The organism is Rhizobium sp. 10N414 (genome assembly GCF_056394785.1).
This window is the reverse complement of sequence record NZ_JBFTIN010000018.1, coordinates 22,650-38,214: the sequence shown is the minus strand read 5'-3', so window position 1 is coordinate 38,214 and position 15,565 is coordinate 22,650. Positions and strand designations below refer to the sequence as shown.

15 protein-coding genes are annotated in these 15,565 nt (G+C 58.3%); 11 read left to right on the top strand and 4 right to left on the bottom strand.

From position 1 onward, the window contains the following. The first annotated feature begins 29 nt into the window (after nt 1–29). A complete protein-coding gene (locus AC1DE4_RS17365; protein ID WP_477882217.1) occupies nt 30–281 on the top strand; it encodes a helix-turn-helix domain-containing protein in 252 nt (83 codons plus the stop codon). Nucleotides 282–713: 432 nt separating this feature from the next. On the opposite strand, the gene AC1DE4_RS17360 is transcribed toward AC1DE4_RS17365, so the two are convergent. From AC1DE4_RS17360 to dgoD, 4 genes are all read right to left on the bottom strand, one after another. Further along, on the bottom strand, nt 714–1,475 hold the full coding sequence (locus tag AC1DE4_RS17360; RefSeq protein ID WP_477882215.1) for a FadR/GntR family transcriptional regulator: 762 nt from the start codon (nt 1,473–1,475) through the stop codon (nt 714–716). Between the two features lie 110 nt (nt 1,476–1,585). Then, nucleotides 1,586–2,365, bottom strand: coding sequence for an SDR family oxidoreductase (locus AC1DE4_RS17355; RefSeq protein ID WP_477882213.1), 780 nt, complete (start codon nt 2,363–2,365; stop codon nt 1,586–1,588). A 94-nt stretch (nt 2,366–2,459) separates the two neighbouring features. Beyond that, a complete protein-coding gene (locus AC1DE4_RS17350) occupies nt 2,460–3,341 on the bottom strand; it encodes an aldose 1-epimerase (protein WP_477882336.1) in 882 nt (293 codons plus the stop codon). An 85-nt stretch (nt 3,342–3,426) separates the two neighbouring features. Then, nucleotides 3,427–4,575 (bottom strand): galactonate dehydratase, encoded by a 1,149-nt coding sequence (dgoD, locus tag AC1DE4_RS17345; RefSeq protein WP_477882211.1) that lies wholly within the window; start codon nt 4,573–4,575, stop codon nt 3,427–3,429. 187 nt (nt 4,576–4,762) lie between these two features. Between dgoD and AC1DE4_RS17340 the strand changes: the two genes are divergently transcribed. From AC1DE4_RS17340 to AC1DE4_RS17295, 10 genes are all read left to right on the top strand, one after another. After that, nucleotides 4,763–5,746, top strand: coding sequence for an arabinose ABC transporter substrate-binding protein (locus AC1DE4_RS17340; protein WP_025660836.1), 984 nt, complete (start codon nt 4,763–4,765; stop codon nt 5,744–5,746). 65 nt (nt 5,747–5,811) lie between these two features. Beyond that, complete coding sequence (gene araG, locus AC1DE4_RS17335) at nt 5,812–7,338, top strand: L-arabinose ABC transporter ATP-binding protein AraG (protein WP_477882209.1); 1,527 nt, start codon at nt 5,812–5,814, stop codon at nt 7,336–7,338. A 2-nt stretch (nt 7,339–7,340) separates the two neighbouring features. Then, on the top strand, nt 7,341–8,291 hold the full coding sequence (gene araH / locus AC1DE4_RS17330; RefSeq protein WP_112644552.1) for an L-arabinose ABC transporter permease AraH: 951 nt from the start codon (nt 7,341–7,343) through the stop codon (nt 8,289–8,291). Between the two features lie 663 nt (nt 8,292–8,954). Then, nucleotides 8,955–9,827, top strand: a complete 873-nt coding sequence (locus tag AC1DE4_RS17325) for an LssY C-terminal domain-containing protein (RefSeq protein WP_477882207.1) — start codon at nt 8,955–8,957, stop codon at nt 9,825–9,827. A 167-nt stretch (nt 9,828–9,994) separates the two neighbouring features. After that, complete coding sequence (locus tag AC1DE4_RS17320; protein ID WP_477882205.1) at nt 9,995–10,321, top strand: hypothetical protein; 327 nt, start codon at nt 9,995–9,997, stop codon at nt 10,319–10,321. A gap of 522 nt (nt 10,322–10,843) precedes the next feature. After that, the gene (locus AC1DE4_RS17315) at nt 10,844–11,128 is read left to right on the top strand and encodes a helix-turn-helix transcriptional regulator (RefSeq protein ID WP_477882203.1); all 285 of its coding nucleotides are present in this window, start codon (nt 10,844–10,846) and stop codon (nt 11,126–11,128) included. Then, nucleotides 11,118–12,446: a type II toxin-antitoxin system HipA family toxin gene (locus tag AC1DE4_RS17310; RefSeq protein WP_477882334.1), complete on the top strand. Its 1,329-nt coding sequence runs from the start codon at nt 11,118–11,120 to the stop codon at nt 12,444–12,446. The genes AC1DE4_RS17315 and AC1DE4_RS17310 overlap by 11 nt, the downstream gene beginning before the upstream one ends. 295 nt (nt 12,447–12,741) lie before the next feature. Further along, nucleotides 12,742–13,308 carry a TadE/TadG family type IV pilus assembly protein gene (locus AC1DE4_RS17305; protein WP_477816215.1) on the top strand — a complete coding sequence of 189 codons (567 nt, stop codon included), beginning with the start codon at nt 12,742–12,744 and terminating at the stop codon, nt 13,306–13,308. Then, nucleotides 13,295–13,888: a TadE/TadG family type IV pilus assembly protein gene (locus AC1DE4_RS17300; RefSeq protein WP_477882201.1), complete on the top strand. Its 594-nt coding sequence runs from the start codon at nt 13,295–13,297 to the stop codon at nt 13,886–13,888. The genes AC1DE4_RS17305 and AC1DE4_RS17300 overlap by 14 nt, the downstream gene beginning before the upstream one ends. 22 nt (nt 13,889–13,910) lie before the next feature. Then, nucleotides 13,911–15,284 (top strand): TadE/TadG family type IV pilus assembly protein, encoded by a 1,374-nt coding sequence (locus AC1DE4_RS17295; protein ID WP_477882199.1) that lies wholly within the window; start codon nt 13,911–13,913, stop codon nt 15,282–15,284. The last annotated feature ends 281 nt before the right edge of the window (nt 15,285–15,565 follow it).

Below are 15,565 nucleotides of genomic sequence, written 5' to 3'. Positions count from 1 at the left end.
TGGGAAAACCACCACGCGAAAAGGAAATCATGGATACGACTGTACGAAAATCCGGGGACACGGACAAGGAGATGGGCGAGCGCGTTCGGGCGATGAGGTTGCGCGTTGGAATGACGCAAACGGAATTGGGCACTGCGCTTGGGGTCTCATTTCAACAAGTTCAGAGATACGAACGCGGTGTAAACCGGCTCTCCATCGGCATGTTTATCGCCGTCTGCAGGACACTCAAGGTCAATCCCATGGACGTGATTGGCCATTATTTCTCTGAGGGGAAGGTGTAAAACTCGTCCCAGGTGCGAAAATGACGATCGGTTGGAGCAAGTACCACGTTCGAGCGAACGGATCGCGGCCACCAAGTAGCTCCGGTCCAGGTTGGATATCGGGGCGAACTAGGGGGCGTTTCCGCTATTGTTCGAAGCGCCGTGACTTCAGCAGCGGAAGTGGAATTTTTCCACCTCAGTCAGACGCAGCTCGACTTCGGGTGAAAACCGGGCATGTTTCCTTCTCTCAGAGAAGCCGAACAAAACCCAGTGTTCACACCTCGCGCTCTACAGCAGATACTGCCACTAATGCGCTGAATTCTAATATTATTCACGCTTCGATGCCACCAAAAATCGGAAGTCGTTTGCGACGCCCCGACGACACAACGAGCGGGGCTTCCCGATTGGACCTCCTCGATGCGCCGCCGCTAGCGACGAGTCGTGAGCCAGACGCTAGTCCTCGCCCTTTGAATCCTTGGCCTTGCGTCCCGCAAGATCGATATCGTGGGCTGCCTGTTCTATGAGCTTGCTCGCAGCCGCTCCGGCACCATCGACATCGCGCATGCGTAACGCTTCCACCACGACGTGATGACACCGAACGGCATCGTCACGATTGAAGACGGTCTTGTTGGAGGTCTCGAACGAGTAGGTGAGGGCTGCATCGATCAGGCTGCTAATCTGCCTCAGAACGGGATTGTGGCTGGCTCGATAAAGAATACGGTGAAACTCGACATCGGCAGCTGAGAACTTCTCGACGTCCTCGCTGGCTTCTTTCATGAGTTGCCAAGCGCCATCCAGGTCAGCGATCTCGCGGAGGGTCGCCCGCTCAGCGGCCAGACTGGCAGCGAGCGGCTCAAGCACACGTCGGGTTTCCAGGACCGCGCCAAGGAGGTTAGCATCGAAGAGCCCTGGTCCGTGCCAGCTGATCACCTGAGGATCCAGCAGGCTCCAATTGTCCGGGTCAGAAACGACCGTACCCACCCGGGGCCGCGTCACCACCAGACCCTTAGCGGCGAGAACCTTGATCGCCTCTCTTATGACCGTGCGACTGACTCCGTACGCAGTCCCCAATTCGTTTTCAGTGGGAAGCGCAGTGCCGGGAGCGTATTTTCCTGACAAAACTTCCTCGGCTAGCGCTCTTGTCACATCGGGCATCACCCGGGGGCGCTGGCCTCCAGAAGCGCTCGTTTCTCCGATGTTTTGCGCCGAGCGCATCACGATTCTCCTCACTCTTTGACGCCACTTTTCTATCAGATCGCGGAGTCGGGAAACAAGCTAGTTAGGCCAGCGATATAAATTCATCGGACAAGCATGACTGCGGGGACTCACGCCGGATGCTGTTGGACACTCAAGCCCCCATCTACGGTGAGGCAGGTAGCGTTCATGAACGGGCACTCGTCGGAGATCATAAAAACCGCCGCCATTGCGATCTCTTCAGGAGATGCAATTCTTCCGCTGGGATGAAGCTTCATCGTCTCGGCCTTCGCCGCCTCGGGATCGGGAAAGCTATTCCAGTAGTCGATAACCTTCTGCGTGGCGACATAGCCAGGAGCCAGCGCATTCACGCGAACGTTCTTCGCCGCGTATTCCAGTCCCAGCGACTTCGTCATGCCGAGAAGGGCGTGCTTGGCCAGGGGGTATGGAAACGTATGTGGAATGATCGTGAAGGCATGGGTGGATGCGATGTTGAGGATCACCCCACCCCCCTGCTCGATCAGCCCGGGTAAAACCGCCTTCGAGCAGTTCCACGCCCCTTTCAGATTGATGTCGAAGCAACGGTTCCATTCGTCGTCTGTCGTTTCCAGCGCCTCCGAGAAAACATTGACCCCGGCATTGTTCACCAATGCGTTTATCTGGCCAAAATCGTCGGAAGCTTGGCAGGCAGCCTGTCTGATCGCGGCGCCATCCGTGATGTCCACCGCGTGTGCTATCACTCGATAGCCCTCTTCTCGCAGCTTCAATGCCTCGGCGTTCAGGAGAGCCTCGTCACGGTCGATGAGAAGTAGGCTTGCGTCTTCTCGGACAAATCCTTTGGCAATGGCAAGGCCAATGCCCTGTGCCGCGCCCGTTATCATGATGCGCTTGCCTGACAGCCGCTTCGACATGAATGCTTCCTCCTCCGACTTTCCTGTAATGCCGCCATCCCGGTTCACACCTGCTGTACGGCAACCGTTGTATGCCTGTACCGTATGCCATCCGTCAGCTTGTCTCGACCCGCAAACGGAAACCTCCCATAAGCGACTCGCCCGGTGCGAGAACCGTAAGCCCACCAAGGCCCGGTAAATTGTGCCCGTTCGCCAGGTGAGACATGGGCTCGAAGCAGAAATAATCCCGCTTGAACCCGGGATCGAAGGTCGTGTCCGACAGAAAAAGGATAGCGTGCCGAAGTATCGGATCAGCCTCCATACTGAGAGAGACGCCATGCTCGGGCCACGAGATTCTCGCGTGGCCGTTCCAGTTCTCAAATCCGTTGTTGACCCATCGATGAGGCAGACCGATGGCTCGGCTGAAGTCCAGATCCGCTGGAATGCTCGTCCGCTCTCCTGGCAGCCATCCCTCGACCTCCGTCCAGAATGCCTCGGCGCGGGCCTCAAGTGTGGTCTGGGGCGTCAGCGGGAAATATGGATGCCAGCCGAGACCGAATGGTAATTTTTGACGACCGCGATTTTCGACCGTCATCGCGATTGTCAGGCTGTCATCGTCGATCGTAAAGCACTGGCTCGCCAGATACTCATAGGGCGTGTGCCCGCCCCCGTGCTCGAAGCTCATCTCGATCGACCTGTGGGTCCGGCCGCCGAGGTGCCAGTCAGCTAGCCAACCATCTCCGTGGAGGTAGTGAGGGTCCCATTCGGTATTCGGGCGAAGGGTAAACACAGCTCCGTCGAAGACAAACCTGTTGCCCCTAATGCGATTACCGAAGGGGACAAGCGGAAAGCAGGACGCTTCGGGTGCGCCTGCATCGACTGTGGGTGCAGGTCTGAGCAAAGGCACTCTCCGGCCGCCGCCCTGCTTCCACAGGCCAAGGATCGATCCCCCATGGGTGCTTACCCGAAGCGAAAGTGATCCTAAGCCGATATCCACGAGTGTCACAGCTTAGCCCTCTGGACCATGATCCATAACGGTCGATCGAGAAGTGTCCTCAGCTGGGCTTGAGAGATGCGCACTATCACCACTCGGCAAAGCTGCCGTCTTCGTGACGCCAGATCGGATTGCGCCAGCGATGACCTTCCTTGGCCCGCTCGATGACGTACTCCTCGTTCACCTCGACACCCAAACCTGGGCCTTGCGGAATGCTGACGAAACCGTCGGCATAATGGAACACTTCCTTGTTGGAGATGTAATCCAGAATATCGTTGCCCGTGTTGTAATGGATACCCAGGCTCTGCTCCTGGATGAAGGCGTTGTAGCTGACAGCATCGACCTGGAGGCACGCAGCAAGCGCGATCGGACCGAGCGGGCAATGCGGCGCGACGGCGACATCATAGGCTTCTGCCATCGCGGCGATCTTTCTACACTCTGTGATACCGCCAGCGTGGCTGAGGTCCGGCTGTATGATATCGACATACCCGTCCGCCAGCACGGACTTGAAATCCCAGCGCGAATAGAGACGTTCCCCAAGCGCGATCGGGGTCGAGCAATGGTTGGCGATTTCCTTCAGCGTCTCGCGATGCTCGGAGAGCACGGGCTCTTCAATAAACATGAGCTTGTAAGGTTCCAGTTCCTTGGCGAGAACCTTTGCCATCGGCTTGTGAACGCGACCATGGAAATCCACACCGATTCCGATGTGCGGGCCGATTGCTTCCCGGATTGTCGCGATTGTCTGGACAGCCTTGTCGATTTTCTCGTTCGTATCGACGATCTGCATCTCTTCGCAGCCATTGAGCTTGATCGCTTTGAACCCGCGAGCGACGACCTCCCTGGCATTTGCTGCAACATCTGCCGGGCGGTCGCCACCAATCCAGGAGTAGACCTTGATCTTGTCGCGCACCTGGCCGCCGAGCAGCGAATGGATCGGCTGCCCCAGTGCCTTGCCCTTGATGTCCCAGAGCGCCTGATCGATTCCGGCAAGCGCCGACATGTGGATGGCTCCGCCGCGATAGAAGCCGCCGCGGTACATCACCGTCCAGTGGTCCTCGATCAGGAACGGGTCCTTGCCGATGAGGTAGTCTGCCAGCTCGTGCACTGCCGCCTCGACGGTTAGAGCGCGCCCTTCGACGACCGGTTCACCCCAACCGACAATGCCCTCGTCGGTCTCGATCTTCAAAAACAACCAGCGCGGCGGAACGATGTATGTCGTTAACTTTGTAATCTTCATCCGTACTCTCCTCGGCGCGTCGAAGTCAGCTCAAACGCGGTTCTGTGGCACATCGACGCGGCATTCCTCCCGCTACCAAGGCATGTAGCCAATTTTTCATACAATAGCAATTGACTGGTATGATAAATTGAAATAGTTCATCTACATGCCAGGGAGGCATAGTGTTTCCACCAGGAGGGAGAGAGAAATGCGCATTTTTCGTGCAGCAGTTTTGTTCGGGACCGTGGCTCTGATGGCCGCAAGTTCGGCATTCGCGGCCGACGTCAAGATTGGCTTCATCGTCAAGCAGCCCGAAGAGCCGTGGTTCCAGGACGAATGGAAGTTCGCCGACGTAGCGGCCAAGGAAAAGGGCTTCACGCTCGTCAAGATCGGTGCGGAAGACGGTGAGAAGGTTCAGTCCGCCATCGACAACCTGGGAGCACAGGGTGCTCAGGGCTTCATCATCTGCACTCCTGACGTCAAGCTTGGACCAGGCATCGTAGCCAAGGCCGCGGCCAATGACCTCAAGATCATGACCGTCGACGACCGCCTGGTAAACGCCGATGGCAGCCCGCTTGAGGACGTGCCTCACATGGGTATCTCGGCGACCAAGATCGGTGAGGCCGTTGGCCAGACGATCGCCGACGAGGTCAAGAAGCGCGGTTGGGACGTGAAGGAAGTGGGCGTAATCCGCGTCTCCTACGACCAGCTTCCGACTGCCGTTGACCGTGTGAATGGTGCCCTCTCTGTGCTCAAGGCTGCCGGGTTCCCGGAAACCAACATCTTCGACGCCCCTCAGGCCAAGACCGATACGGAAGCCGCCCTCAACGCGGCCACGGTCGTGCTCAACAAGAACGCTGGTATCAAGAAGTGGGTCGCAGTCGGCCTCAATGACGAAGCCGTGCTTGGTGCTGTTCGCGCCACCGAAACGGTTGGCATCCCCGCCGACAGCATGATCGGCGTCGGCATCGGCGGTGCGGATTCGGCAATCAACGAGTTCAAGAAGCCGACGGCAACGGGCTTCTTCGGCACTGTGATCATCTCGCCGAAGCGCCATGGCTACGAAACCGCACTCAACATGTATGAGTGGGTAGCCAACGGCAAAGAACCTGAGAAGCTGATCCTGACGGCTGGCCAGCTCGCGCTGCGCGACAACTACGAGGTAGTCCGCAAGGAACTGGGTATCGAATGATCATCTTCTAAGATGAATTCAGTCCGGCGGCTTTCTGTCGCCGGACCTTCTTATGGGATGCTGTCATGCAGGACTTTCTCGAATTCAAAGCGATATCCAAGGGATATCCCGGCGTGCAGGCGCTCGCCGATGTTTCGTTCTCTGTAAAGAAGGGAGCGGTCCACGGCCTGATGGGCGAAAACGGAGCTGGCAAGTCAACGCTCATCCGCGTTCTCTCCGGTGACCAATCCGCCGATACCGGCGAAATCTCGATTGATGGCTCGACCCAGCACTATCGCTCGGTTCGTGATGCCTTCGATGCGGGCGTTATTGTCATTCACCAGGAACTGCAGCTCGTCCCCGAACTGACGGTAGCGGAAAATCTCTGGCTCGGGCGCTTTCCCGGGAAGGCCGGGGTCATCGACCGCAGCCGCCTTACGAACGTCGTTCGAGAAAAGCTCAGCGAGATCGGGATTGAGATCGAGCCTGGTGCCAAGGTGGCCTCGCTATCGATCGGCGAACGCCAGATGGTGGAAATCGCGAAAGCCGTGATGGCGGACGCTCGCGTGATCGCACTCGATGAGCCGACGTCGTCGCTGTCCTCGCGGGAGAGCGAAATTCTGTTCTCCCTGATCGAACGCCTACGCTCTCAGGGCAAGGTCATCCTTTACGTATCGCACCGCCTCGACGAGATATTCCGTCTTTGCGACAGCCTGACGGTCCTTCGTGACGGCAAGCTTGCAGCACATCACGCGGACATCACCGCTGTTACCCGCGAGCAGATTATTTCGGAAATGGTCGGGCGCGAGATATCCAACATCTGGGGATACCGGCCGCGCGAGCTCGGCGACGTCCGTCTTGAGGTCAAGGACATTGCAGGCCGCAAGCTCCGCACACCAATCCGCTTCTCGGTTCGCCAAGGAGAAATTCTCGGGTTCTTCGGCCTGATCGGTGCTGGCCGCAGCGAGATGACGCGTCTCGTTTATGGCGCGGACACACGCTCGCAAGGCACGGTCAGTGTCGACGGCGTAGAGGTAGTGGCCGACAGCCCTCCGCACGCAATTCGCGGGGGAATTGTTCTGTGCCCGGAGGATCGGAAGTTCGACGGCATTGTGCAAGGCCGCAACATCGAAGAGAACATGGCGATCTCCTCTCGTCGGCACTTCTCGCCGTTCGGGATCCTTCAGCCCAAGAAGGAAGCCGAACTCGCCGAGCAGTTCATTGCCAAGCTGCGTGTACGCACGCCGTCCAGGAAGCAGGACATCGTCAACCTGTCCGGCGGCAATCAGCAGAAGGTGATCCTTGGCCGCTGGCTGTCCGAACAGGGCGTGAAGGTGCTGATCATTGACGAGCCCACACGCGGTATCGACGTCGGTGCGAAGTCTGAAATCTATGAAATTCTCTACGAGCTTGCTGCACAGGGCATGGCAATCGTCGTTGTCTCAAGCGAATTGCCGGAAGTGATGGGCATCACCGACCGCATCGTCGTGATGTGCCAGGGTCGCGTCGCAGCAGATATCGAGCGCGACGACTTCGACGAGCGCCGAATTCTCGCCGCCGCCCTCCCCGATGTGGCCAATGCCAGCGAACTCCCCAACCAGCAGGTCCAGTAGCGATGACGTCTTTGAAAAAACTCCTACTCGGCGAGCAAGGTCTCGTCGTTATCTTTGCCATCGCTTTCGCCATCGTGGCAGCAACGGTTCCAAACTTCCTCACCGAGCGAAACATGCTTGGGCTTCTGCAGTCGGTCGTCACCATCGGTATTGTCGCCTGCACCATGATGTTCTGCCTTGCATCCCGCGATTTCGACCTTTCGGTCGGATCGACCGTCGCGTTCTCAGGGATGATAGCCGTCATGGCCTCGAACGCCACCGGTTCGATCGTCCTTGGACTTATAGCAGCGCTCCTCTGTGGTGGTGCTGTTGGTCTCGTAAACGGTGTGGTTATCGCCCGTTTTCGGATCAACGCCCTCATCACCACGCTGGCGACGATGCAGATCGTTCGCGGTTTGGCGCTTATCGCATCCGATGGCCGCGCAGTCGGTATCAACGATCCCGGCTTCTACCAGTTGGCACTCTCGAAGTTCTTGGGCATCCCAACTCCAATCTGGGTCATGGCGATCTTCTTCGTGATCTTTGGCTTCATACTGAACCGGACGGTCTTCGGGAAGAACACGCTGGCGATCGGCGGCAACCCGGAAGCGTCGCGTCTCGCGGGTGTCAATGTCTCCAGAATGCGCATCTGGATCTTTGCGCTGCAGGGACTCGTTTGCGCCGTGGCGGGTGTCCTGCTTGCGTCGCGCATCACATCGGGTCAGCCGAATGCTGCAACCGGGCTGGAACTGTCGGTCATTTCGGCCTGTGTTCTGGGTGGCGTATCGCTCGCGGGTGGTCGTGCGGCCATGACCGGAGTGATCGTCGGTGTCCTGATTATGGGCATTGCAGAGAACGTGATGAACCTCCTCAATATCCAGGCCTTTTATCAGTATGTCGTGCGTGGATTGATCCTTCTGCTCGCCGTTCTGTTGGACAACCTGAGATCTGCCGCGGCTGGGAGGCGCGGCTGATGTGAGGCGGCGCATTACGGCAATCTCAGACCAGCGTAAGCCAATCACGGCACCGCGTCCGAAAGCCTTTTGTGGTGAACAAGGTTGTTAAAAGCGCGCGTTGGGAACGGGCTTGTCGAAATCGCCGCCACCCCATATCCGCTGGGCGTTCGTCTCCTGATAATCGATTATATTGATTATCGGATGCCAAGTACAACAGCCCATCCCGGAACTGAGGGCCAAGGTAGCAGCTCCTGAGGTTGCTCACTCTTGCAGTTTGACGGACCATACATTTAATGGGAACGGCGTGCGCGGATCTCATCATGGCCTGGCTGCAACAGCAGCCCTCTCGGGAGGGGCCGGATAGATTTACGCAACTGGAATCGTCATTTTGTGATGTCGCGGTCCCTCGCAACGACGAGGCGGACCATACATTTTTTGCGAGAAGCTCGCGGAGTGCGCTGCATCCAACATCCGTTCGGAGACAGCGTCTTAAGCCTCGTGTTCTCGTCCTCGAGCGCCTTCAGCCGCTTCGCCTCTGACACCTCCATGCCGCCCGCTGGATATTGCCCACAATAAGCGACGGCGATGCTATCATTTGCATACTCTCGGGTGCTAAAATCCCCGCGACGAACAGCGGGGGCGACTGCCAGCCCATCAGACGCCAGACGAGGAGCCCGTGTCTTGAGATTGCTGACGCGCCTTTTCCGGAGGTTTCTGGTTTTCTGTCTGGGTGTACTCAGCGTTTGGCTGATCGTCTTCGTTATTTTCGATACTGCGGACCACAGGTTTCCATGGCTCGTTGCGGTGTGCCTCACATATGGCCTGGCTGCTTACGTCATTCTTCCGAACGTGGTCCGATTGTCACTGAAGGTTCTTCATCGGGGGCTGATCCCCAGATACACGATCACGGCGGATGGCCTGCCCGGCGATCCTATAAATTTCGCCCTCATCGGCAATCTTCAACAACTACGCGAGGCCTTTGCAACGGCGGGCTGGACTACGGCCGACCATTTGGGGATCGCAAGCACGTTGCGAATGATACGCGCTTTCCTGATGAACTCTGCCTATCCGACCGCACCTTTCAGCACCTTCTATCTCTTTGGAAGACGGCAGGACATAGGATTCCAGGAGCCCATCGACGATAGCCCCCGCAAGCGCCATCACATCCGTTTCTGGGCCCTTAGTCTTGCCCATTCCGAGGACGACATGAGCACGGCGAGCTTCTGGTTGAATACCGACAGACCATCGCCCGAGGAGCGCGTCCTATGGGTTGGGGCGGGCACCAAAGATACCGGGATTTCTCTGACTTGGCTGACATTCCAAGTCACACATAAGACCGATGCCGATACGAACGCCGAGCGCGACTACATAGTCCATGAACTGAGGGCAAAGCAAGTAATCGGGGAGGTCGCGCGGCACCAATCCGGCTCCCGTTTGAACACCGGAAAGGTCAACCATTACATTACCGATGGGGAGATCGCGTTTGCCACCTTGACTGTCAGTGTCACGGGCGCCGGTCACGCCGGTGCCGTTGTCGGTCCGGATACACCCTGATCCGACCAACCCGACCGAATGAGTTCAAAGTGCCGCGCTCTCTTGATCGAGAGAAAGACCGAACTTGACTAAGACTTAACAAGAGAACAAACTAGGAACACATCCAATTAACCTGACCGTTTGACTGCATTCTCCACGAGAGCGCCGTCGCGGCGACGGAGTTTCGCATGCTAATGCGCGTTCAAAAACGGACCACGGAAACGGAAACGGCCTTTAACGACTGGTGGTCGGCGCAATCCAGCGATTTTAAAGCGCTTCACAATATGGATGAACTCCTGCGTGCTTTCAAAGCTGGCTTTACTGCCGGACGGAGAAAGAAGGTTCGCCGCTTCACGTTCACTGCCGGTAAAATGAGGGTCACCGTCTGGGCCGCGAACCACGGCACGGCAAAGGCCATGGCAATGAGGGAGGCAGACAGAAGAGCGCAAGCCATCGGTATTTCACCGCCAAAGGCTGGTTGGACGTTGCGCATTGTTGGGATTGCCGCGCCGTGAGTATCGACGGACGCAGCAGCGCGGCAGCAGCAACCATTCACGTGAACCATTGGTGTTCCGTTGCTGGCTGCGAGACATGGGGCGGTTTTGGCCATGCTTCATCGAAGTCGATTGAGACGCAATGGTGGTGCTGGGAGCACTATCCCTACAAGCCTAGTGCAACGACAGCTGTTGCAGATGCCCTTGCCACCCAGGTGCAGCAACCTAGCGACTGACAATTTTCTCGTCGTTTCTTTTTTGCTGGTGCAACGAGTCCTCGGACATCTCGACGGGTCAGCCGTGCCCGGTCGGCCATCAAGTCCATCGACTGACAATGTTCGGCGCCTCTCATGTACAAAATTCTAGGCGCGAACCGCCTTTATGGCCAATCAAATGAACAGAATTTGACTAGACGCCGGCCCGATGCCATGATGTACAGAATTCTGGACGTGAGAAGGTCTCATGTCCACTCAAATGAACAAATCGGGTATAACTGTGCCTCGTCAGAGAAGCTACTCTAGAGTCACGCGCCAGGCCCTCACGATGCTCGGCAAGCTGATCCGCGTCGCCCGCGCCAAACGCGGCCTAACCGCGCAGGAATTGGCCGACCGCGCCGGCATCAGCCGTACAACGCTCTCCAGCATTGAAAAGGGCGCGCCGGGCCCTGAGATCGGCATCGTCTTCGAGGTCGCTTCGCTCGTCGGCGTTCGCCTGTTCGACTACGACGAGCGCATCCTAGAGATGCATAATGCCCGCCTCGACGAAAAACTGACCCTGCTGCCCAAGAGCGTCCGCCACGCCGTGAAGGAGGTCGATGATGACTTCTAAGGCGGATACTCCCGAAGCCTTTGTCTGGAATTGGCTGCCGGGGGCGACGGAACCGGTGGTCGCGGGCCGCCTCGATCAGGACGGCGATCGCCTGCTCTTCACCTATGGCGCCAGCTACCGGCGCCGCAAGAGCGCCATTTCCCTCTATGAGCCGGAACTGCCGCTTCAGGAGGGCACGATCGCCCCGATCACCGGCCTGTCGATGGCAAGTTGTATTCGCGACGCCTCGCCTGACGCCTGGGGCCGCCGGGTCATGATCAACAGGCTGACGGGCAAAAAGCCCGACGCAGCAGGCGTACCGGAGATCAGCGAACTGACCTTTCTGCTCCAGTCAGGCTCCGACAGGATTGGCGCGCTCGATTTTCAGGCATCGCCTACGGAGTATGTCCCCCGCCTTGCCGCGCAAGCTTCGCTCGCCGAACTCGTCGAAGCGGCCGAACTCATTGAAAGAGGCGTCCCTCTTCCCCCGGCACTCGACCAGGCCCTCAATCACGGCACCTCGATCGGCGGCGCGCGTCCCAAGGCTCTGATCGATGACGACACGAAGAAGTTCATCGCCAAATTCTCGGCGACCAACGACACCTACGGCGTCGTGAAGGCCGAGTTCATCGGGATGAAGCTGGCGACCGCCTGCGGTCTCAACGCCGCTTCAGTCTCCATGACTCGCGCCGCACAAAAAGACGTCCTCTTGATCGAGCGCTTCGACCGCACACACACAAAGGACGGCTGGATACGCCACGGCATGGTCTCGGCCCTGACCATGCTGGGCCTGGATGAGATGATGGCCCGCTATGCCTCCTACGAAGACCTTGCCGAACTCATCCGCCACCGCTTCACCGATCCCAAGGAGACCCTCAAGGAGCTCTACGGGCGGATTTGCTTCAATGTGCTGTGCGGCAATACCGAYGACCATGCCCGCAACCATGCCGCGTTCTGGGACGGCAAGAAGCTGACCCTGACACCGGCCTATGACATCTGCCCRCAAGGCCGCACCGGCAACGAAGCCACGCAGGCCATGCTGATCAAGGGCGAGAGCCGCGCCAGCACGCTCGCCACCTGCCTTGCCGCGGCGCCGGACTATCACCTGAAAGAGGCGGAAGCCGCCGCGCTGATCGAACACCAGATCAAGACCATCGCCGAGCATTGGCAAGCCGCCTGCGATGAGGGCGAACTGAGTGCCGTCGACCGCAAGCTGTTTGCCGGGCGCCAGTTTCTCAATAGCTATGCCCTTGACGGGCTCGAAGGTCACAAAGCGCTGCAAGGCTCATTCGCTGCCGCCCGGGCTGCGCTGATCGCCAGCGGAGGCGTCCAGGGATGAAACGGCCAAGCAGCTCAAAGGACGCGCATGGCCGGGAGCCCTTCCCCCACGACCCCGCTGCGTGAGGTCGTTATGGATACCAGGGGGCATAGCGGGCACGAGCTTGGATCTTCATGGGAGGTTCTCCCGTGAAACCGATCGCCATACTCAAACGCCTCCAGCTCGGCCGGAATGTAGCCAATTGCTGATAAAAGGCACAGTTGCATAGAATTTTATCTATCGCGTTACATTCCTATGAATGTTTCGGCGCTAGAACACCCAAAAGATCGCGGAATGGATGCGAATGGGGTGTTTCGTGAGGGGACTTGTATTGACGCGCTTCCGCACCTCGGTGGACGGAGCGACCGCAGTCGAATTCGCAATCATCGCTCCCGTTCTTATTTTCCTGACATTTGCTATTGCCGAGTCCGGTATTGCCTTTGCTGCCGACATTGTTCTCAAAAACGCTACCTATGACGCAGCGAGGACCGGCCGAACGGGGTTTGTGTCGGAAAACTCGACACAGGATGCGACCGTAAAGGCGAAAATTCGCAACCAGGCGGGCGTATTCATGGATGCCGACAAGCTCGTCATCACCAGCCTGTCCTACAAGGGCTTCGATGCTCTCAAAAAGCCCGAGCCATTCACAGACAAGAACGGCAACGGCGTTCGCGACGATGGCGAAAACTTCACCGACGTCAATGGGAACGGTGTCTACGACATCGACCAGGGGGCGAACGGCTACGGCGGCACGGCACAAGTCGTCCTCTACACCGTAACCTACCCATGGACCTTCCACACTCCCGTCCTCAAGCAGCTCGTTGGCAACGACGGCACCGTCGAACTGACGGCAACAGCGGTGGTGCAGAATGAGCCGTACTGACCTGATCTCCAAGCCCTTGCGCGTTCTCTCTTCCATAACCCGTCGGCTGGCGGCAAACGAGGAGGGCGTCGCAGGTATCGAAATGGCGATCATCACGCCCGTGCTGCTGCTCCTTCTTTGCGGCGGCAGCGAAGTCAGCCTCTATGCCCGCTCGCACTTCCAGACTGCGCAGATGGCATCGACGGTAGCGGATGCGGTTGCGCGCTACGAAGCGATCACGTCGTCGGACATCACTTCGATCTTTTCGGTGTCATCCGAGGTCATGGGAAACGAAGACTTCAAGGAGAATGGCTACGTGATCCTGACGTCGGTTTCCCGCACGGGCGGCGCTGCACCGGTCGTTGCCTGGCAGTGCAAGGGCGGCTCTGACGCCCAGACGAGCAAGATCGGTGTTGTCACCAAGGCCGCCACACTTCCGGGCAACCTCACCCTCGATGCGACCGACAATGTGATCGTCGCCGAGGTCTTCTATCGCTACACGCCGCTATTTTCCAATTTTATGCCGGTCGAGACGCAGCTCTACAAGACGGCGGTCTTCCGCCCTCGTCTCGGCAGCCTCACGAGCGCGCCCGGTTGCTAGTCCACAAGGAAAGGATGATCCAATGTCGTTGATGTCCATGATCTCCCGCTTCCGCAAGGCCGAGGAAGGTGCCGTCCTCCCCTTCGTCGGCATCGTCAGCCTGGCGCTGATCGGGGCAACAGGGTTCGGCATCGACGCGGCTCGCCTGATGCTTCTCCATTCGAGCCTTCAGCGCGCCATCGACGCCGGCGCCCTTTCGACCGTTGCCAAGCTGGACACCGCCACCATCGACGTGGAGCTGCGAAAGTTTGCGGTCGCCAATTTCAACAATGGGGAGATTGGCGGGACGCTCGACAGTCTGACCTGGACCATTAGCTCGGACAACAAGACACTGACCGTGAAGGCATCGGCCAGCGCTCCCGCGACGTTGATGAAAATCCTCGGCGTGCAGACGATCAGCACCAGCGCGGAAAGCGTCATCGAACGATCGACCAATGGCCTTGAACTGGCACTTGTTCTCGACAACACCGGCTCCATGTCCGGAACGCCGCTCGAGAGCCTCAAGTCTGCGGCCAACACCCTGGTGAACATCCTCTATGGCAACGACGCAGTTGCCGAAAACCTCTATGTCGGCATCGTTCCGTTCTCGCAGTCGGTCAATGTCGGCACGAGCCATGCCGGCTGGATGAAATCGGGCTCCATCGCCGCGCACGATTGGGGATCGACATCAACGGGTGGCTCATGGGGTGGCTGCGTCGAGGCGCAGGCCGTCAAGGCCGACGACATTTCTGATGCGATTCCCACCAGCAAGCCGATCACGCCCTACTATTGGCCAGACGGCACGGATAACAACTGGATCAGAAAGGGTAAATACTCCGACCCTCTCACCACGTCCCTCGGTCCCAACAAGAACTGCCCCGCCGAGGTGACGCGCCTGACCCCCAAGAAAGCAACGGTCGTTGCCGCCATCGCGGCGATGAAGGCGGTGGGCAATACCCACATCAACTTCGGGGCCGTGTGGGGCTGGCGGATGCTGTCTCCCAAATGGCGTGGCCTCTGGGGCGGCGACATGTCGACCTACAATCTGCCTCTCGACTACTACTCGAAGAACATGAACAAGGCGGCAGTCATCATGACCGACGGCGAGAACACCATGTCCTCGACAGTCTATACCGCCTATGGCTGGCTGGCCGACAAGAAACTTGGGACGACCAACGCTTCGTCCGCGGTGACAGAACTCAACGACCGTCTGTCCTCGGTCTGCACGGCGATGAAGAACTCCGGCATCATCATTTACACAATTGCCTTCAATGGGCCCGACGAAACCACCCAAAAGCTCTTGAGCAGCTGCGCCAGCCAGAACGCCTTCTACTTCAACTCGCCGACAACGGCCGCGCTCCAGTCGGCCTTCAAGCAGATCGGGGATTCACTTTCCAACCTCCGTGTCAGCAAATAGAAATCGCGCGATAGTGGCGAATGCCTCTCCATCAGACGCGGACCCACAATATGTCCGACTGTCGGAAACAGATGCTGGCTACCGATAGGCACTCTTCACTACTGAGAGCAACACGGTCACATCTTCAGCTGTGTTATCTGGCTGTCCCTTGGGGAGGATCGTCCTGATCAGTGTTGGAGCGGATCGACGTAAGTCGAGGCAGCAGCCTATAGTTGCGGGTTGGAGAGCTCTGCTGCCGGGAAGTCCAAAGCCTTAGTTGCAAAACGCGATACTGCGGCGCG

Excerpts from the sequence above, each read along its gene's own strand:
- AC1DE4_RS17360 (WP_477882215.1), bottom strand. The coding sequence starts at position 1,475 with ATGCGCTCGGCGCAAAACATCGGAGAAACGAGCGCTTCTGGAGGCCAG.
- araG (WP_477882209.1), top strand. The coding sequence starts at position 5,812 with ATGCAGGACTTTCTCGAATTCAAAGCGATATCCAAGGGATATCCCGGC.
- AC1DE4_RS17315 (WP_477882203.1), top strand. The coding sequence starts at position 10,844 with ATGCTCGGCAAGCTGATCCGCGTCGCCCGCGCCAAACGCGGCCTAACC.
- AC1DE4_RS17295 (WP_477882199.1), top strand. The coding sequence starts at position 13,911 with ATGTCGTTGATGTCCATGATCTCCCGCTTCCGCAAGGCCGAGGAAGGT.
- AC1DE4_RS17340 (WP_025660836.1), top strand. The coding sequence starts at position 4,763 with ATGCGCATTTTTCGTGCAGCAGTTTTGTTCGGGACCGTGGCTCTGATG.
- AC1DE4_RS17355 (WP_477882213.1), bottom strand. The coding sequence starts at position 2,365 with ATGTCGAAGCGGCTGTCAGGCAAGCGCATCATGATAACGGGCGCGGCA.
- araH (WP_112644552.1), top strand. The coding sequence starts at position 7,341 with ATGACGTCTTTGAAAAAACTCCTACTCGGCGAGCAAGGTCTCGTCGTT.
- dgoD (WP_477882211.1), bottom strand. The coding sequence starts at position 4,575 with ATGAAGATTACAAAGTTAACGACATACATCGTTCCGCCGCGCTGGTTG.
- AC1DE4_RS17365 (WP_477882217.1), top strand. The coding sequence starts at position 30 with ATGGATACGACTGTACGAAAATCCGGGGACACGGACAAGGAGATGGGC.
- AC1DE4_RS17320 (WP_477882205.1), top strand. The coding sequence starts at position 9,995 with ATGCTAATGCGCGTTCAAAAACGGACCACGGAAACGGAAACGGCCTTT.
- AC1DE4_RS17300 (WP_477882201.1), top strand. The coding sequence starts at position 13,295 with ATGAGCCGTACTGACCTGATCTCCAAGCCCTTGCGCGTTCTCTCTTCC.